This is a genomic window from Halanaerobium congolense (genome assembly GCF_004366375.1).
Lineage (GTDB): Bacteria > Bacillota > Halanaerobiia > Halanaerobiales > Halanaerobiaceae > Halanaerobium > Halanaerobium congolense.
In genome coordinates this window covers 18,027-33,021 of record NZ_SOEF01000033.1, presented here as the reverse complement: position 1 = coordinate 33,021, position 14,995 = coordinate 18,027, and the positions used below count along the sequence as shown (strand labels likewise).

Annotated in this window: 12 protein-coding genes, 13 tRNA genes and 1 rRNA gene; 25 read left to right on the top strand and 1 reads right to left on the bottom strand. The window is 32.8% G+C overall.

Features of this window, described 5'->3' with window-relative positions; genetic code table 11:
• From rrf to C7954_RS10930, 15 genes are all read left to right on the top strand, one after another.
• A 5S ribosomal RNA gene (rrf, locus tag C7954_RS11000) occupies positions 1-88 on the top strand; the annotation flags it as partial.
• A 41-nt stretch (positions 89-129) separates the two neighbouring features.
• A tRNA-Gln gene (locus C7954_RS10995) sits at positions 130-204 on the top strand.
• Between the two features lie 27 nt (positions 205-231).
• A tRNA-Lys gene (locus tag C7954_RS10990) sits at positions 232-307 on the top strand.
• Between the two features lie 7 nt (positions 308-314).
• Positions 315-391 (top strand) — tRNA-Met (locus C7954_RS10985).
• Between the two features lie 52 nt (positions 392-443).
• Positions 444-520: transfer RNA gene (locus C7954_RS10980), tRNA-Gly, on the top strand.
• A gap of 8 nt (positions 521-528) precedes the next feature.
• Positions 529-605, top strand: a tRNA-Met gene (locus C7954_RS10975).
• Between the two features lie 11 nt (positions 606-616).
• Positions 617-709, top strand: a tRNA-Ser gene (locus tag C7954_RS10970).
• Between the two features lie 10 nt (positions 710-719).
• A tRNA-Glu gene (locus C7954_RS10965) sits at positions 720-795 on the top strand.
• 6 nt (positions 796-801) lie between these two features.
• Positions 802-877: transfer RNA gene (locus C7954_RS10960), tRNA-Val, on the top strand.
• Between the two features lie 73 nt (positions 878-950).
• Positions 951-1,027 (top strand) — tRNA-Asp (locus C7954_RS10955).
• 7 nt (positions 1,028-1,034) lie between these two features.
• Positions 1,035-1,111: transfer RNA gene (locus C7954_RS10950), tRNA-Thr, on the top strand.
• Positions 1,112-1,127: 16 nt separating this feature from the next.
• Positions 1,128-1,203 (top strand) — tRNA-Ala (locus C7954_RS10945).
• A gap of 95 nt (positions 1,204-1,298) precedes the next feature.
• Positions 1,299-1,383, top strand: a tRNA-Tyr gene (locus C7954_RS10940).
• 8 nt (positions 1,384-1,391) lie between these two features.
• Positions 1,392-1,466 (top strand) — tRNA-Gly (locus C7954_RS10935).
• Between the two features lie 210 nt (positions 1,467-1,676).
• The gene (locus C7954_RS10930) at positions 1,677-2,747 is read left to right on the top strand and encodes a pyridoxal-phosphate-dependent aminotransferase family protein (RefSeq protein ID WP_073160500.1); all 1,071 of its coding nucleotides are present in this window, start codon (positions 1,677-1,679) and stop codon (positions 2,745-2,747) included.
• Positions 2,748-2,830: 83 nt separating this feature from the next.
• Here the strand turns inward: C7954_RS10930 and serA are convergent, their stop codons facing one another.
• Positions 2,831-4,435 carry a phosphoglycerate dehydrogenase gene (serA, locus tag C7954_RS10925; RefSeq protein ID WP_073160502.1) on the bottom strand — a complete coding sequence of 535 codons (1,605 nt, stop codon included), beginning with the start codon at positions 4,433-4,435 and terminating at the stop codon, positions 2,831-2,833.
• A gap of 194 nt (positions 4,436-4,629) precedes the next feature.
• On the opposite strand from serA, the gene C7954_RS10920 reads away from it, so the two are divergent.
• The 10 genes from C7954_RS10920 to C7954_RS10875 all read left to right on the top strand — a co-directional run bounded on the left by C7954_RS10920 (position 4,630) and on the right by C7954_RS10875 (position 14,970).
• Positions 4,630-5,913: a DUF1015 domain-containing protein gene (locus tag C7954_RS10920; RefSeq protein WP_073160508.1), complete on the top strand. Its 1,284-nt coding sequence runs from the start codon at positions 4,630-4,632 to the stop codon at positions 5,911-5,913.
• Between the two features lie 55 nt (positions 5,914-5,968).
• Positions 5,969-6,982, top strand: coding sequence for a FecCD family ABC transporter permease (locus tag C7954_RS10915; RefSeq protein WP_073160510.1), 1,014 nt, complete (start codon positions 5,969-5,971; stop codon positions 6,980-6,982).
• Between the two features lie 5 nt (positions 6,983-6,987).
• A complete protein-coding gene (locus C7954_RS10910) occupies positions 6,988-8,265 on the top strand; it encodes an ABC transporter ATP-binding protein (RefSeq protein WP_089656137.1) in 1,278 nt (425 codons plus the stop codon).
• 2 nt (positions 8,266-8,267) lie between these two features.
• The gene (locus tag C7954_RS10905; protein WP_073160514.1) at positions 8,268-8,843 is read left to right on the top strand and encodes a 2'-5' RNA ligase; all 576 of its coding nucleotides are present in this window, start codon (positions 8,268-8,270) and stop codon (positions 8,841-8,843) included.
• A 55-nt stretch (positions 8,844-8,898) separates the two neighbouring features.
• Positions 8,899-9,549, top strand: a complete 651-nt coding sequence (gene pgmB, locus C7954_RS10900) for a beta-phosphoglucomutase (RefSeq protein ID WP_073160516.1) — start codon at positions 8,899-8,901, stop codon at positions 9,547-9,549.
• A gap of 139 nt (positions 9,550-9,688) precedes the next feature.
• Positions 9,689-10,699, top strand: coding sequence for a LacI family DNA-binding transcriptional regulator (locus C7954_RS10895; protein WP_089656135.1), 1,011 nt, complete (start codon positions 9,689-9,691; stop codon positions 10,697-10,699).
• A 21-nt stretch (positions 10,700-10,720) separates the two neighbouring features.
• Entirely contained in the window at positions 10,721-11,830 is a 1,110-nt protein-coding gene (locus C7954_RS10890; RefSeq protein ID WP_089656134.1) for an ABC transporter ATP-binding protein, read from the top strand.
• A gap of 143 nt (positions 11,831-11,973) precedes the next feature.
• On the top strand, positions 11,974-12,321 hold the full coding sequence (locus tag C7954_RS10885) for an FtsB family cell division protein (RefSeq protein WP_089719305.1): 348 nt from the start codon (positions 11,974-11,976) through the stop codon (positions 12,319-12,321).
• A gap of 24 nt (positions 12,322-12,345) precedes the next feature.
• A complete protein-coding gene (locus tag C7954_RS10880) occupies positions 12,346-14,517 on the top strand; it encodes a Tex family protein (RefSeq protein WP_134060011.1) in 2,172 nt (723 codons plus the stop codon).
• Between the two features lie 87 nt (positions 14,518-14,604).
• Positions 14,605-14,970 carry a S1 RNA-binding domain-containing protein gene (locus tag C7954_RS10875; RefSeq protein ID WP_073160526.1) on the top strand — a complete coding sequence of 122 codons (366 nt, stop codon included), beginning with the start codon at positions 14,605-14,607 and terminating at the stop codon, positions 14,968-14,970.
• Positions 14,971-14,995 lie beyond the last annotated feature (25 nt).

Genomic DNA, 14,995 nt, shown 5'->3' with positions numbered 1-14,995 from the left:
TGTTCCCATCTCGAACACAAAAGTTAAGTCCTCCAGCGCCTATGGTACTGCATTGGTAACGATGTGGGAGAGTAGGTCGCTGCCGGTCCTTTTTTCCGAAATTTGATGATTATATTAACTGTTAACTGTTGGGGTGTAGCCAAGCGGTAAGGCACTGGGTTTTGGTCTCAGGACGCGTAGGTTCGAATCCTACCGCCCCAGCCATTAATTATAAATTATCATCATTATTTTGGGCCATTAGCTCAGTTGGCAGAGCACCTGACTTTTAATCAGGTTGTCGGAGGTTCGAATCCTCCATGGCTCACCATTTATAGCGCGGGGTAGAGCAGTCTGGTAGCTCGTCAGGCTCATAACCTGGAGGTCATCGGTTCGAATCCGGTCCCCGCAACCATTTTAAATATAATATTTTACTATACATCAGGCAAAAATTACATGGTAATGATGCGGGAGTAGCTCAGTTGGCTAGAGCATCAGCCTTCCAAGCTGAGGGTCGCGAGTTCGAGTCTCGTTTCCCGCTCCATATAACATGGGTCTATAGCTCAGTTGGCTAGAGCATGTGGTTCATACCCACAGTGTCAGAGGTTCAAGTCCTCTTAGACCCACCATTTGTATTCATGGAGAGGTACCCAAGTGGCTGAAGGGGCGGGTTTGCTAAACCTGTAGCAGGGTATTTACTCTGGCGAGGGTTCGAATCCCTCTCTCTCCGCCATTTAATTTATGCCCTCATCGTCTAGGGGTCTAGGACACCAGGTTTTCATCCTGGCGGCAGGGGTTCGAATCCCCTTGAGGGTACCATTTTGCGGGCGAATAGCTCAGTTGGGAGAGCACCTGCCTTACAAGCAGGGGGTCACAGGTTCGAGCCCTGTTTCGCCCACCATTTTAAAAATGAAGTATATTGGTAGACTGGAAGAGATTCCTTTTTTGATATCTTACTTTCTACATCCAAATACGGAGGTGTAGCGTAGCGGTTTAACGCGCCGGCCTGTCAAGCCGGAGATCGCGGGTTCAAATCCCGTCTCCTCCGCCATTTTTTTGCCGATGTAGCTCAGTTGGTAGCAGCGCTTCCATGGTAAGGAAGAGGTCACCGGTTCAACTCCGGTCATCGGCTCCATTAATTAACCAGCCATGGGGATATAGCTCAGCTGGGAGAGCGCTACACTGGCAGTGTAGAGGCCAGGGGTTCGAATCCCCTTATCTCCACCAAAGCTTATTTGTTGGAGAAAAATAAAATATTTTAAGTAATAGAATTAGATTTTCAAAAAATCTTATTTCCTATTTCTTAATTCCTACATTTATTTGGAGGGGTGCCCGAGTGGTTAAAGGGAGCAGACTGTAAATCTGCCGGCGATGCCTACAAAGGTTCAAATCCTTTCCCCTCCACCATTAAATATGCGGGAATAGCTCAGTGGTAGAGCATCACGTTGCCAACGTGAGGGTCGCGAGTTCAAATCTCGTTTCCCGCTCCATTTTTAATATTAATTTTGCACCTTTTCGGTGCTTTTTTTATTTATAGATATATTTTAATTTTCTGATAATTTTTTTTAGCTTTAATAATTAATTTTTTACTGCTATAATAATAGTAATTATATATTAAATTACTATTATTATAGCAGTAATTATATATTAGAATTGAGTAATTCAGTTATAACTGAAAATATAATTAAGAGGTGTTAAATATGCATGAAAAATTGTTTACTCCGGGCCCAACAGAAGTAAGAACAGAATTGTTACAGCAGTTATCAACTGCTCAGATTCATCATAGAACTAAAGAATTTTCTATTATTTATGATGATATTCAAAAAAATTTAAGGAAGCTTCTTTTTACTGATAATCCAGTTCTATTATTTTCTTCTTCTTCTACAGGGGCAATGGAAGCTGCGGTTACAAATGGTGTAAAAAAACGCTGTTTAAATTTTGTTAATGGAGCTTTTTCAGATCGCTGGCATCAGATTACTAAAAAAAATGGTATTGCTTGTGATAAAATTGAGATTTCATGGGATCAGGCAGTAAAACCTGAATTAGTTGAGCAAAAACTACAAACAGGAGCTTATGATGCAATTACTGTTGTTTTGAATGAAACTTCAACCGGATTAATGAATCCAATTAAAAAAATAGGGGAAGTTGTAAAAAAGTTTGATGACGTGTTATTTTTAGTTGATGCAGTTTCTGGAATGGCAGGAACAGAAATTAGGGTTGATGATTGGGGAATTGATATGTGTCTGGCTGGGGTGCAGAAAGCTTTTGCTTTACCTGCTGGATTAACTGTTGCTTCAGTTAGTGAAAAATTATTAAAAAGAGCAGAAACAGTTGATAGTAAGAGTTATTATTTTAATTTGCCACTGCTTTATAAATATCATCAGCGTTCTCAAACCAGAACTACTCCTGCGGGACCTCAAATATTTGCTCTGCAAAAACAGCTTGATTACATTGTTAATGAAGAAGGTATTAAAAATAGATTTGAAAGACACCAAAAAATGGCTGAGTATGTTCAAAATTGGGCTTTGGAGTATTTTGATATTTATGCAGAGGAAGGCTATTGGTCAAATACAGTTACCTGTATTGAAAATAATCGGGGAATTAATGTTGACAGGTTGATTAGTCAACTTGTAGAACAATATAATGTTAGAATTGCAAATGGATATGGTGACTTAAAAAATAAAGCCTTTAGAGTTGGTCACATGGGAGATTTAACTTTGGTTGATATTAAAGGTTTATTATCTGTGATAGAAGATATTTTATCTTTATAAGCTTTAAATGATTATAACTTCAAATTAATTTATCTCATTATTAAGATAGCAGCCATTTTAAAATGGCTGCTATCTTGTATAATCTAAATTTCTAAATAACTTAAATCTTTGACTTTTGTATCTAATTCATCTAGATGAGTTTTAATTTTTTCCATAATATCTTTAGATGGTTTTGAATCAATTTGCATCATCATAATTGCATTTCCACCAATTTTTTTACGTCCAACCTGCATATTTGCAATGTTAATATTTGCTTCACCAAGAGTTGAACCAATTTTTCCAATTACTCCCGGCTTGTCTTGATAACTTACAATAATAAATTCTCCTGATAGATCAAGATCTATTCTTAAACCATTTATTTCAATTAGTCTGAAACCGATAGGTAAATAGGTACCAGCAAGACTGTATTCGTTCATTTCAGTTTTTAGATTAATTTTGATTATATTTTTTAATTCGCCTTCATTTTGAATTTGACTTTCTTTAATTGAAATTTCTCGTTCTTTAGCTACATGCATAGCATTAACTAGATTTATTCTATCATCCAAATTTGGTTCTAAAATGGATTTAACCAGACTTAAAGTCATAGGTTTAAGATTATACTGGTTAACTTCTCCACCGTACTCTATCTCTACAGCTTCAATTCTTTCGTGTCCTTTCCATTTCGCCACAAAATTACCCAATTTTGTTATTAAATTAATATATGGTTTAGCCTGATTAAAATCTTGTGGATCCATTGCAGGAATATTTAAAGGTGATTCTGGTAAATTATTTTTTAACACTGAAATAACTTCTTCTGCTGCAGTAATTGAAACATTATCCATAGCTTCTGTTGTAGTTCCGCCCAAGTGGCAGGTCATTATCACACTGTCTTCAAATTTAAGCAGAGGATTATTACTTGCTTTTACAGGTTCTTCCTCATGAACATCAATTGCTGCTCCTGCTATCTTATTTTTTTCCAAAGCTTCTGCTAAGGCTTTAGTATCTACATTTTGGCCTCTGGCACAATTAATTACACGAGCCCCCGGTTTCATAATTGCAAATTCTTTATGACTTAAAATATGATAAGTTTCATCAGTCAAGGGAGTATGTAATGTAACATAATCTGATTTTTTTAATACTTCTTTAAAAGGAAGTAGAGGAACATTGATTTTTTCTGCTTTTTTTGGTGATAGATAAGGATCATTAGCAATTACTTTCATGCCGAAACTTTGAGCTCTTTTGGCAACTCGACTTCCAATTCTACCAAGTCCAATTATTCCTAAGGTTTTCCCTTTTATTTCTACTCCCATATATTTCTTTCTATCCCAAATATCATTGTGTAGTGCCTGATTAGCTTGAGAAATATTACGGGAAAGAGAAAGCATCATTCCAAGAGTATGTTCAACTGCAGAAATTGTGTTTCCAGTTGGAGTGTTAAAAACAAAAATTCCATTTTTCGTTGCCTCTTCTAAATCAATATTATCATAACCTGTTCCAGCTCTACCAATAACCTTAAGTTTTTTAGCTTTAGTTAAAGCTTCTTTATCTAATTTTGTCATACTTCGAACTATTATTCCATCATAATCAGCAATAATTTCTAAAAATTCTTCGCGGTTTAAGTTCGGATTAAAGTCAACTTTCATGCCTGCATTTTCTAAAACCTCAATACCCTTTTGAGCAATATTGTCACTAACTAGTACTTTGTACACTTATTACCACTCCTTCGCTCTACTTGCTGCTAATTTTTATTAATTATATCTAAAAGAACTTGATAAAGCAAGGTTTAATTCTTTAAAGTGATTAAATATTTAAGATTAACTTAAATTTGTCGAGGTTGCTAAAATATTTCAGACTTGCCGTAGAGACAATTAAAATATATAATGGATAATGAGGAGTGATAAATATGGCGAAGATATTTCCATTTAGAGCGTATAGGTACAATCAAGAAAAGGTAAAAGAATTAGAGAAGGTAGTAACTCAACCCTATGATAAAATTGATAGTCAACAGCAAGATAATTATTACAAAGAGAGTCCTTATAACATTGTTCGATTAATTTTACCTAAAGAAGAAAATCGTTATCAAACTGCAGCAGAAAATTTAGAAGAGTGGATTAAGGATGGAATATTAGTTCGTGACCAAAAGCCTGGAGTTTATATTTATACTCAAGAATATGAGGTAGCTGGAGAAAAAATTACTCGAAAAGGTTTTGTTGCTTTAGGAGAATTAGAAGCTGGTGAAGGTGTTAAAGAACATGAAACAACCATGGAAGGACCAAAAGCTGATCGATTAAAGCTAATCAGGGCAACTGAAGCTAATTTTGGCCATATTTTTATGTTATATTCTGATCCCAAAAATGATATTAATAATTTATTAAGCAAAAGAATGAAAGCTGAGCCATTGATCGAAGTTAAAGATGAAGATCAAAACTTACATAAAATTTGGAAGTTGGAAGATGTTGATTTGATTAGTGAAATAAAAGAAAAAATGATGAACAGGGATTTATATATTGCAGATGGTCATCATCGTTATCAAACAGCTTTAAATTATCAAAAAGAGTGCCTTAAAAAGGGCTGGGCAGCTGATGGTGTGGAAAGTTTTAATCATCGTTTAATGACTTTTATCAATATGGATGATCCTGGCTTAAGGGTCTTACCAACCCATAGATTGGTGTATGGAATAAAAGATTTTAAACTAGATTTGTTTTTGAAAAAAACTGCTGAAAATTTTGAGATTAATAAATTTAAAATAAAAGAAGAAATGTATAATTATTTAGATAAAAATAAAGGCAATAAAGTTTTTGGTTTTAAAGCAAAAGAAGATACTAACTATTATGGTTTTCAATTTGTAAATGAAGAAGCTTTAGCAGAAATTAAAGAAAAATATTCTGATGCATATAATAAATTAGATGTTAGTATTCTGCACAATATTTTATTAGAAAAATATCTCAGCATTGATAAAAAAGCATTAGCTGCTAAATCTAATCTTGATTATATTAGATACCGAGATAAGGCTCTTGCTAAACTTGCTGCAGATAACTATCAGGCAGCATTTATTTTGAATCCGACATCAGTTGAAGAAGTTAAAAAAATTGCTGATCAAGGTGAAAAAATGCCGCAAAAATCTACAGATTTTTATCCAAAACTATTAACGGGTCTAGTTATTAATAAGCTTTCAATTAAAAAATAAATTTATGAATTGGATTTAGTAAAAATTCATTTAGAAAGTTTTGAGGATGAGATTTATGACCGAGTATAAAAAAAACATATTGGTATATCTAGTGGCAGTAATTGTTTTAATTTTAATCGGATTTACTGCTCTTTTTATAGGATCAAGTTATATAAATCCAATAGATGTAGTATCATATATTTTGAGTAACAATCAAATTTCTGCTTCAACAGCAATTATTATTTCTGAAATTAGACTGCCAAGAATTATTTTGGCTTTCATTGTAGGAGCAGGATTGGCTGTGGCAGGATCTGTATTTCAAGCAATCATCAGAAATCCGATGGTGGATCCATATATTATTGGTATATCTGCAGGAGCAGGTACTGGTGTTATGGTGGCTTTATTTTTAGGAATTGAGATTTCTGTTTTAAATTTAAGTTCAATTCCTGTTTTTGCTTTCATAGGAGCTGTTTCAACAGTTTTTATTGTTTATCAGTTGGCTAAAGTTGGTAAAAAACTTCCTGTTTTGACTTTTCTTTTAGCTGGTGTTGCTATGAGTTTTATTTTAAATTCAGTTATGTCTTTTCTAATGGTTCTTAGAACTGAAAATTTACAGCAATTAGTGTACTGGCTAATGGGTAGTTTAGCCGGCTCCTCCTGGTCAGATATACAGATGGTCTTACCATATTTTTTAGCTGCTTTGGCTGTTATAGTTTTTTATTTAAAAGATTTGAATATTTTACTGCTGGGAGAAGAAAGTGCAGCTCACTTAGGTTTGAATGTAGAAAGAACAAAAATTATTTTACTGGGATCAGCTTCTCTTATTACTGCCTCTGTTGTTTCAGTTAGCGGAAGTATTGGATTTATTGGCTTAGTTGTACCCCATATTACAAGGATGATTATTGGACCAGACCATAGAAAACTAATACCTTTAACAGCTCTGTTTGGAGGTGGCTTTTTATTGGTTGCTGATACAGCAGCTAGAACTATAATGGCACCTATGGAGTTACCTGTAGGGATCATAACAGCTTTAGCTGGAGGCCCATACTTTATTCATTTATTACGTAATAAATCTAAAAATATTTGGTGAAAATTATGTTGAAAACAGATAATATCAAATTTAGTTATAATAAAACTAATATTATAAAAGGTATTGATTTAAATATAAAAAAAGGTTCTTTTGTTGGAATTATTGGACCAAATGCTTCAGGAAAATCAACTCTATTAAAGAATATAAGTAAAACTTTAACTGTTGATCAGGGAAAAGTTTATTTGGATAAAAAAGTTTTAAATGATTATAATTCTATGGAGTTAGCAAAAAAAATGGCTGTGGTTCCTCAAAATACTGAAGTTAATTTTAATTTTAATGTTTATGATATTATAATGATGGGGAGGCACCCATATCAAAAAAGGTGGTCAGGTTTAAAGCAGGAAGATAAAAAAATAGTAAAAAACATAATGGAGCTTACTGATACCTTAAAACTAAAAAATAAACTAATTAATGAATTATCTGGAGGAGAAAGACAGCGGGTTATAATTGCCAGAGCTTTAGCCCAGGATCCAGATGTGTTATTATTAGATGAGCCAACGTCGAATTTAGATATAAATTATCAAGGGGAAATTTATGGTTTATTAAAACATTTAAATCAAAAATTCAACTTGACTATTATTACAGTTTCACATGACTTAAATTTGACTGCTCAATATTGTGAAGAATTACTGCTGCTTAAAAATGGAAAAATATTTGCAGCTGGAAATGCCGAAAATGTTTTGACTGAAAAAAATATCAAAAAGGTATACAAGGCAGAAGTTTTAATTAAAATAAACCCTATTTCAGGCAAACCATTTGTAACTTTAATACCTGAAAAAAATGATAAATATAAAAACCAAAAAAATAAAGATTTTAAAGTTCATGTCATTGCAGGTGGAGGAACAGCACAAAAGTTTTTGTATAAACTTGATAATGAAGGGTATCCATTAAGTATAGGAGTTTTAAATATTGGAGATGCTGATTGGCAGGCAGCCAAAGAACTTGGAATTGAAACTGTTGAAGCACCTCCATTTATAGAGATAACTGAAAAAGAAATTAATAAAAATAGAAAATTAATTAAAAAAGCGGACTTAGTTATCTTAAGTGATTTACCCTTTGGTCATGGAAATTTAGCGAATTTAAAAATTTTGCTGGAATTTCCAGAAAAGAAAAAGATTCTTTTTTCTAATTTAAATATAGAAAAAAGGGATTATATTAAAGGAAAAGCGGCAGCAATCTGGAATAAAATAATAATAGAAGATGAAAATGTTATTTTGTTAAAAGAAAAAGATGATTTAATTAAAAAAATAAATGAATTGGAAAACATGGAGATGGAGAGGTAATTATGATAAAGGCTGCAGACTTAGAAAATGAATATTTTTTAGTATTAATTCCTGGAAAAGAACTTGTAGAAACTGCATCACAAGTCCAAAAAATTGTTTCTGAACATTATAATCTTTATCCAGACCAAATATATCCGCAGCTTCATATTACAATTGATAGAATTTATAAGAGAAAAGCAAAAAAAGCTAAAAAAATTTTATTAAAGAAAATTAAAGATTTTGGAAAAATTGAAATAGAAGTAGATAGGTTTAGCTGTATTAAATTTTCAGATCAGCATCAGCTGGTTTTAGAAGTTAATGAAACTGAATCATTAAAGCAATTTTCTGAGTCAGTTCATCAAAGTTTAATTAATGAGGGGATTTCAACTATTGAAAATTATGAAGAGTGGATGTTTCATATTACAATTATTAGTAATATTTTTGCTGAAAATCCAATTCCAATGGACGAGTTAACGGAAATCTGCTTATTTATGGAGGGAATGTCCAGACCGTTATCAGCAGCTGCTGATAAGTTAGAGATCTGGAGACCGACTCTTGATCCAGTAGAAAAAATAATTGCAAGTTTTGATATAAATTAAAAAATTAGATATAATATTTTATATTAATTCAATTTAAATAATAGGAGTGATGATTATGGCAACTGAAATTAAAGCTTTTATCTTTGATCTTGATGGAGTAATAACAGATACGGCCGAATATCATTATAAAAGTTGGCAGAAGCTGGCTGATGAAGAAGACCTTTTTTTTAATCGTGAGATTAACGAAAAATTACGTGGCGTTTCTAGAATGGATTCATTAGACATAATTTTAGATGGCAAAGAACTCCCAGAAAAGATCAAAAAAGAGTGGACAGATAGAAAAAATGCTTATTATCAAAAATATTTAGAAGAAATTACAAAAGAGAATATCCTTGATGATATGGAATCTAAATTAAAAAGACTAAAAAATGATGGTTTTAAAATTGCTGTGGGTTCATCAAGTAGGAATGCAAGGAAAGTTTTAAAACAGCTGCAGATTTATGATATGTTTGATGCTATTTCAGATGGTAATAGTGTTGAAAGTGCTAAGCCAGCCCCAGATTTATTTTTACACACAGCCAAGAATCTTGGTCTTGAGCCTGAGGAATGTGTTGTATTAGAAGATGCAGAATCTGGAGTAGAAGCAGCCTTAGCTGCTAATATGAAGGCAGTAGGAGTTGGACCTGAGTCAAGAGTAGGTAAAGCACATTTAGTTTATGGAAATGTTGATTCAATTGATTTTGATGAGATTTTAAAAAAATTATAAAAATTTTTTAAAAAAAGAAGGAGTTTTAGAGTCTGTGACGAATAATATACTAAGAGGTAGTTTACAGACTCTTTTTTCTTTTTAAATTTCGCAAGCGCTTGCGTAAATTCTAGTGAGTGTTTAAATTGGAGGCGAAAAGATGCAGATCACCCTCAAAGATATTGCTAGAATGGCTGATGTTGCTGAGTCAACAGTTTCTAGGGCTTTAAATAATAAGCCCGGAGTTGGTGAGGATACTAAATTAAAAATTATAAAAATTGCAAAAAAACACAATTATCGTCCGAATCAACTTGCAAGAGGTTTAGCAGCAAATAAAACAAATATGATAGCTGTAATTCTTTCAGAGATGGACAGTCCGGGTAATATAGAAATAGTCAAGAGTCTAGAAAAAGCGGCTGAAAAAAATGGTTATCAAATAATACTATGTAATACAAACAATCAAACAGAAAAAGAAAAATCTTATCTAACACTCTTAGAGTCAAATCAAGTTGATGGTGCTATTTTTATTGGGGGAAAGCTGGTTGAGGGTCATCTTCTGCGAGCTAGTTTTAGTCCGGACAACAATATTGTATTGGTTAACCGACTCGCAGAGGAAAATTTTTTTACATCAGTTTTAACAGATTATAGTCAGGGAGTTTATAAAGCTGTAGGCCATCTTCTCGATCAGGGATTTGAAAATATAGCTCTTGTTGGTGGAGAAGATTATAACTTAATTGAAGAAGAAAAATCAGCTGGCTATAAAGCAGCTTTAATTGATCACGGTTATCAAATTAATGAAGATCTTATTTTTTCAATTAAAGCTGATAGAAAATCTGGTTATAATGTCTTTTTAGAAATAATTGAAGGGGATATTATTCCAGATGCTTTCATCTCAACAAGCGAGTTAACTACTATTGGTCTGGTGGAGGCTATTAAAATGGGAGGATATTTCATTCCGGATGATTTTGCAGTAGTTGGTTATGGGGACAACATTTTGACATCGGTTATTGATCCACCGCTGACGGTATTAAGTGAACCGGTGGATGCATTAGCTGATTATTCTTTTGATTTTTTATTAAAGCTAATTAATAAAAAAATGAAGGATCAACAAATCAAGGTTTTAACTCCCGAATTAATTATTAGGGAGTCATCAATATCAAAATATAATTAAAATTATGAGGAGGATTTTCTAATGGCAAGTGTGACTTTAGAACATATCTATAAGCGTTTTGGTGATTTAGTGGCAGTAAAGGATCAGAGTTTAGAAATCAAGGATAAAGAATTTATTGTTTTAGTAGGACCTTCCGGTTGTGGTAAATCAACCACTTTAAGAATGATTGCTGGTCTGGAAGAAATCAGTGAGGGTACTTTAAAAATTGGAGATCAGGTTGTTAATGATGTAGCGCCTAAAGACAGAGATATTGCGATGGTTTTTCAGAACTATGCTCTTTATCCACATATGAATGTTTATGATAACATGGCTTTTGGGCTTAAATTACGTAAGTTTCCTAAAGATGAAATTGAAAGACGTGTACAGGAAGCTGCTGATATCCTAGGTATTGAGCAGTTATTAGAAAGAAAACCTAAACAGTTATCTGGTGGTCAGAGACAGCGTGTAGCTTTAGGACGTGCAATTGTGCGTGAGCCTCAGGTGTTCTTAATGGATGAGCCGCTTTCTAATCTTGATGCAAAATTAAGAGTTCAGATGAGAACTGAATTATCTAAACTGCATGATGAATTACAAACAACAATGATTTATGTAACTCATGATCAGACTGAAGCGATGACAATGGGAGATAGAATTGTTGTGCTTAAAGATGGTGTTATCCAGCAGGTTGATGATCCATTATCTCTATATAATAAACCTAACAATATGTTTGTTGCTGGATTTATTGGTTCTCCAGCTATGAACTTTATGGATGCTAAAATTGAAAAAGAAGGAGATACTTACTATATTGATGGTGATGGAACCTTTAGAATTCGTGTTCCAGAAGATAAAGAAGACCATATTAAGGATTATGTAGGCAAAAATGTAGTTTTTGGTGTGAGACCTGAAGACATTGTAGATACTAATATTAATCATGATTTTGAAGTTAAAGAAGATAATTCTTTTGAAGCTGATGTAGATGTTGTTGAGCCTATGGGTTCTGAAATTTATTTATATTTAGCAGAAGAAGCACACTCTTTAATTGCTCGTGTAGAAGCTGAAAGTACTGCAAAAACGGGAGATACAATTTCTCTTGGTGTTGACTTAAGAAAAATTCATATCTTTGATGCTGAAACTGAAGAGTGTGTATTTTAGAGTAAAAAAGAAAAATAAATATTTGAATTATAGCAGCAGCTGGATTTTTAATTCAGCTGCTTTTTTGATTAATTTAACAAATTCAAGTATAATTATTAGTGTAAGTATTAAATACGATAATAGTTTGCTTAGGAGGAATAAAAATGCCTCGCCAAAAAAAGGATTTTTTATTGAATCCAGTTTTTATAGCTATTATAGTCATTATAGCTGTAATTGCTGCTTTTAATTTTTATCAGAATATAACTAGAATGACTCAAATTGAAAATAAAATAAAGGAAATCGAAGCTGAAATTGCTGAGACAGAGGCAGAAAATGAACAATTACAAAAACAAATTCAAAATAGTGATAGTAAAGAATATATAGAAGAAGTTGCACGAGAAAAATTGGGTTTGGTAAAACCAGGAGAAAAATTATTAATACCAGTTGAATCAATAAAGGAAGAACAAGGTGATAATCAAGGGGAAGAAAATGATAATAATAATGATAATTAATATTTTTAATAAAGGAGATTTTAAATGTCAGAACACATAAAAATAGACTTATTTAAACTTGCATCTTCAGAGTTGAAATTAAAAATAGAAAATGTAAAAGCAGCAGTTGATTTGTTAGATGAAGGGAATACAGTTCCCTTTATTGCGCGTTATCGAAAAGAAATGACAGGCAGCCTTGATGAAGAAGAGATAAGAAATATAGAGGAAAAAATCGATTATTTGCGCAGATTAAACGAGAGAAAAAATGAAGTTGCAGAGGCGGCAGAAAAACAGGAAAAATTAAATGATGAATTATTATTTAAATTAAAAAAAGCAAATACTTTACAAGAAGTTGAAGATTTATATCGTCCTTTTAAAGTAAAAAAACAAACAAAAGCTGCTAAAGCAATTGATAAAGGTTTGCAGCCTCTAGCAGATTTAATATTTTCACAGAAAAAAACTGAAGCTGAAATTAAAAAAATTGCTGAAAAACATTTAGATTCGGAAAAAGAACTGAACTCTGTAACAGATGTTTTAAGCGGAGCAGAAGATATAATAGCTGGAGAAATATCAGATGATGCTGAATTAAGAAAGAAATTAAGAACTTTCGTCTTTAAAACTGCTAAAATCACCTCTGAACAAAAAAACGAGGATGAAGAAGGGAAATACCAAGATTATTATGAGTTTAAAGAGTCAATCAATAAAATTCCTCCTCACCGAATTTTAGCCTTAAATAGAGGTGAAAACGAGAATATTTTGAGGGTTAAAGCTGAGGTTTCTGATGAAAGAGCTATTGAAATGATATATAATATTTATAAGTTTGATAACAGAAAAAGAGGAAGTTTTGAACATTTAATAAATGCAGTAGATTATGCATATAAAAGGTTGATATTTCCATCTCTAGAAAGAGAAATAAGAAATCATTTAACTGAAAAAGCAGAAAAAAAAGCAGTTCATAATTTTTCAACAAATCTTCATTCTTTATTAATGCAGCCACCATTAGAGGCTAAAAGAGTTCTTGCAGTTGATCCAGCCTTTAGAACGGGCTGTAAACTAGCAGTATTAGCTGAAGATGGAGAGTTATTAGAGACAGGAGCTATTTATCCTCATTCACCTGTTAATCAAATGGAAATGGCGGCTGAAACAGTAGCTAACTTAGTGAAAAAGCATAATATTGATTTAATCGTAATTGGAAATGGGACTGCAAGCAGAGAAACTGAGACTTTTATTGCCGAGTTAATTAAAAGTGGAATGGATGTAGAATATACCATTGTTAGTGAAGCAGGTGCTTCTGTTTATTCGGCTTCTAAACTGGCCCGAAAAGAGTTTCCTAAGTTAGATGTCTCGATTAGAGGTGCCATCTCAATTGGGCGCAGAATTCAGGATCCACTCGCCGAATTAGTTAAAATTGATCCCAAATCACTTGGCGTAGGAATGTATCAACACGATATTTCACAAAAAAGATTGGAAAAAGCTCTAAATGAGGTAGTTGTTGATGCAGTTAATCATGTTGGAGTTGAGATAAATACAGCTTCTGCTGCTCTTTTAACTTATGTTGCTGGAATCAGCTCTAACAATGCTGAGAAAATTATTGAGCACCGCAGTCAAAATGGAGCTTTTAAAAAGAGAGAAGAATTATTAGATGTTTATGGTTTTGGCCCTAAAACTTTTGAACAGGCAGCTGGATTTATTCGTTTAGATTCAGAAACAGATCCATTTGCGGTTACTCCTATTCATCCTGAATCTTATGAAGCAGCAGAAAAAATATTAAATAAAATAAATTATAAAGCTGATGCAATTCGAAATAAAGATATAGTTGAAACTCTTAGAGAAAAATTAGAACAAATTGACTTAATAGAAATTGCAGACCAGTTAGATATTGGTTTGCCGACTGCAAGGGATATTACTGCGGCTTTAAAACAGCCAGGGAGAGATCCTCGCGATTCTATGCCAGCACCTATTTTTAGAAAGGACATCCTGAAAATAGAAGATATAGAGTCTGGAATGATTTTCAAAGGAAAAGTTAGAAATATTGTTGATTTTGGAGCTTTTGTTGATATTGGTTTAAAACAGGATGGATTATTACATATTTCAGAAATGAGTCAGATGTATGTTAATGATCCTTTTGAAATTGTTGAAATAGGACAGAATATAGAGGTTAAGGTCCTTGATGTTGATCAAAAACGGGGTAGAATTTCTTTAACTTTAAAATTTTAGAAAATTTTAGCCAATAAATTTGACAGCTCTGTCGTAATTAAGTTATAATGAGTACAATATTAATATCTAGGGAGGAATTTTTTAAGCATGTCCATTGAAGTTGGAACTATAGTTGTAGGAGAAGTTACAGGGATAACAAATTTTGGTGCTTTTGTTGAATTGGAAACTGGAGATACTGGCCTCGTTCATATTTCTGAAGTTGCTAATACTTATGTAAAAGATATTAGTAATTTCCTTAAAGAAGGTGATGAAGTCAAGGTTAAAGTCATCAATGTTGATGATGACGGAAAAATTGGACTTTCCATCAAACAATTAGAGGATCCAGGTGACAGAATTGATCACGCTCCGGAGATGTCTTTTGAAGAAAAGATGGATCGTTTCTTAAAGCAGAGCAGTGAGCGTCAGCAAGATCTAAAAAGTAGAGAGGCAAAAAATGGCGGGAGTTCTAAATAAATATTTGCCATTATTTTATTAACTT

Coding starts and splice junctions, on each gene's coding strand:
- C7954_RS10930 (WP_073160500.1), top strand. CDS start 1,677: ATGCATGAAAAATTGTTTACTCCGGGCCCAACAGAAGTAAGAACAGAA.
- C7954_RS10920 (WP_073160508.1), top strand. CDS start 4,630: ATGGCGAAGATATTTCCATTTAGAGCGTATAGGTACAATCAAGAAAAG.
- C7954_RS10915 (WP_073160510.1), top strand. CDS start 5,969: ATGACCGAGTATAAAAAAAACATATTGGTATATCTAGTGGCAGTAATT.
- C7954_RS10910 (WP_089656137.1), top strand. CDS start 6,988: ATGTTGAAAACAGATAATATCAAATTTAGTTATAATAAAACTAATATT.
- C7954_RS10905 (WP_073160514.1), top strand. CDS start 8,268: ATGATAAAGGCTGCAGACTTAGAAAATGAATATTTTTTAGTATTAATT.
- pgmB (WP_073160516.1), top strand. CDS start 8,899: ATGGCAACTGAAATTAAAGCTTTTATCTTTGATCTTGATGGAGTAATA.
- C7954_RS10895 (WP_089656135.1), top strand. CDS start 9,689: ATGCAGATCACCCTCAAAGATATTGCTAGAATGGCTGATGTTGCTGAG.
- C7954_RS10890 (WP_089656134.1), top strand. CDS start 10,721: ATGGCAAGTGTGACTTTAGAACATATCTATAAGCGTTTTGGTGATTTA.
- C7954_RS10885 (WP_089719305.1), top strand. CDS start 11,974: ATGCCTCGCCAAAAAAAGGATTTTTTATTGAATCCAGTTTTTATAGCT.
- C7954_RS10880 (WP_134060011.1), top strand. CDS start 12,346: ATGTCAGAACACATAAAAATAGACTTATTTAAACTTGCATCTTCAGAG.
- C7954_RS10875 (WP_073160526.1), top strand. CDS start 14,605: ATGTCCATTGAAGTTGGAACTATAGTTGTAGGAGAAGTTACAGGGATA.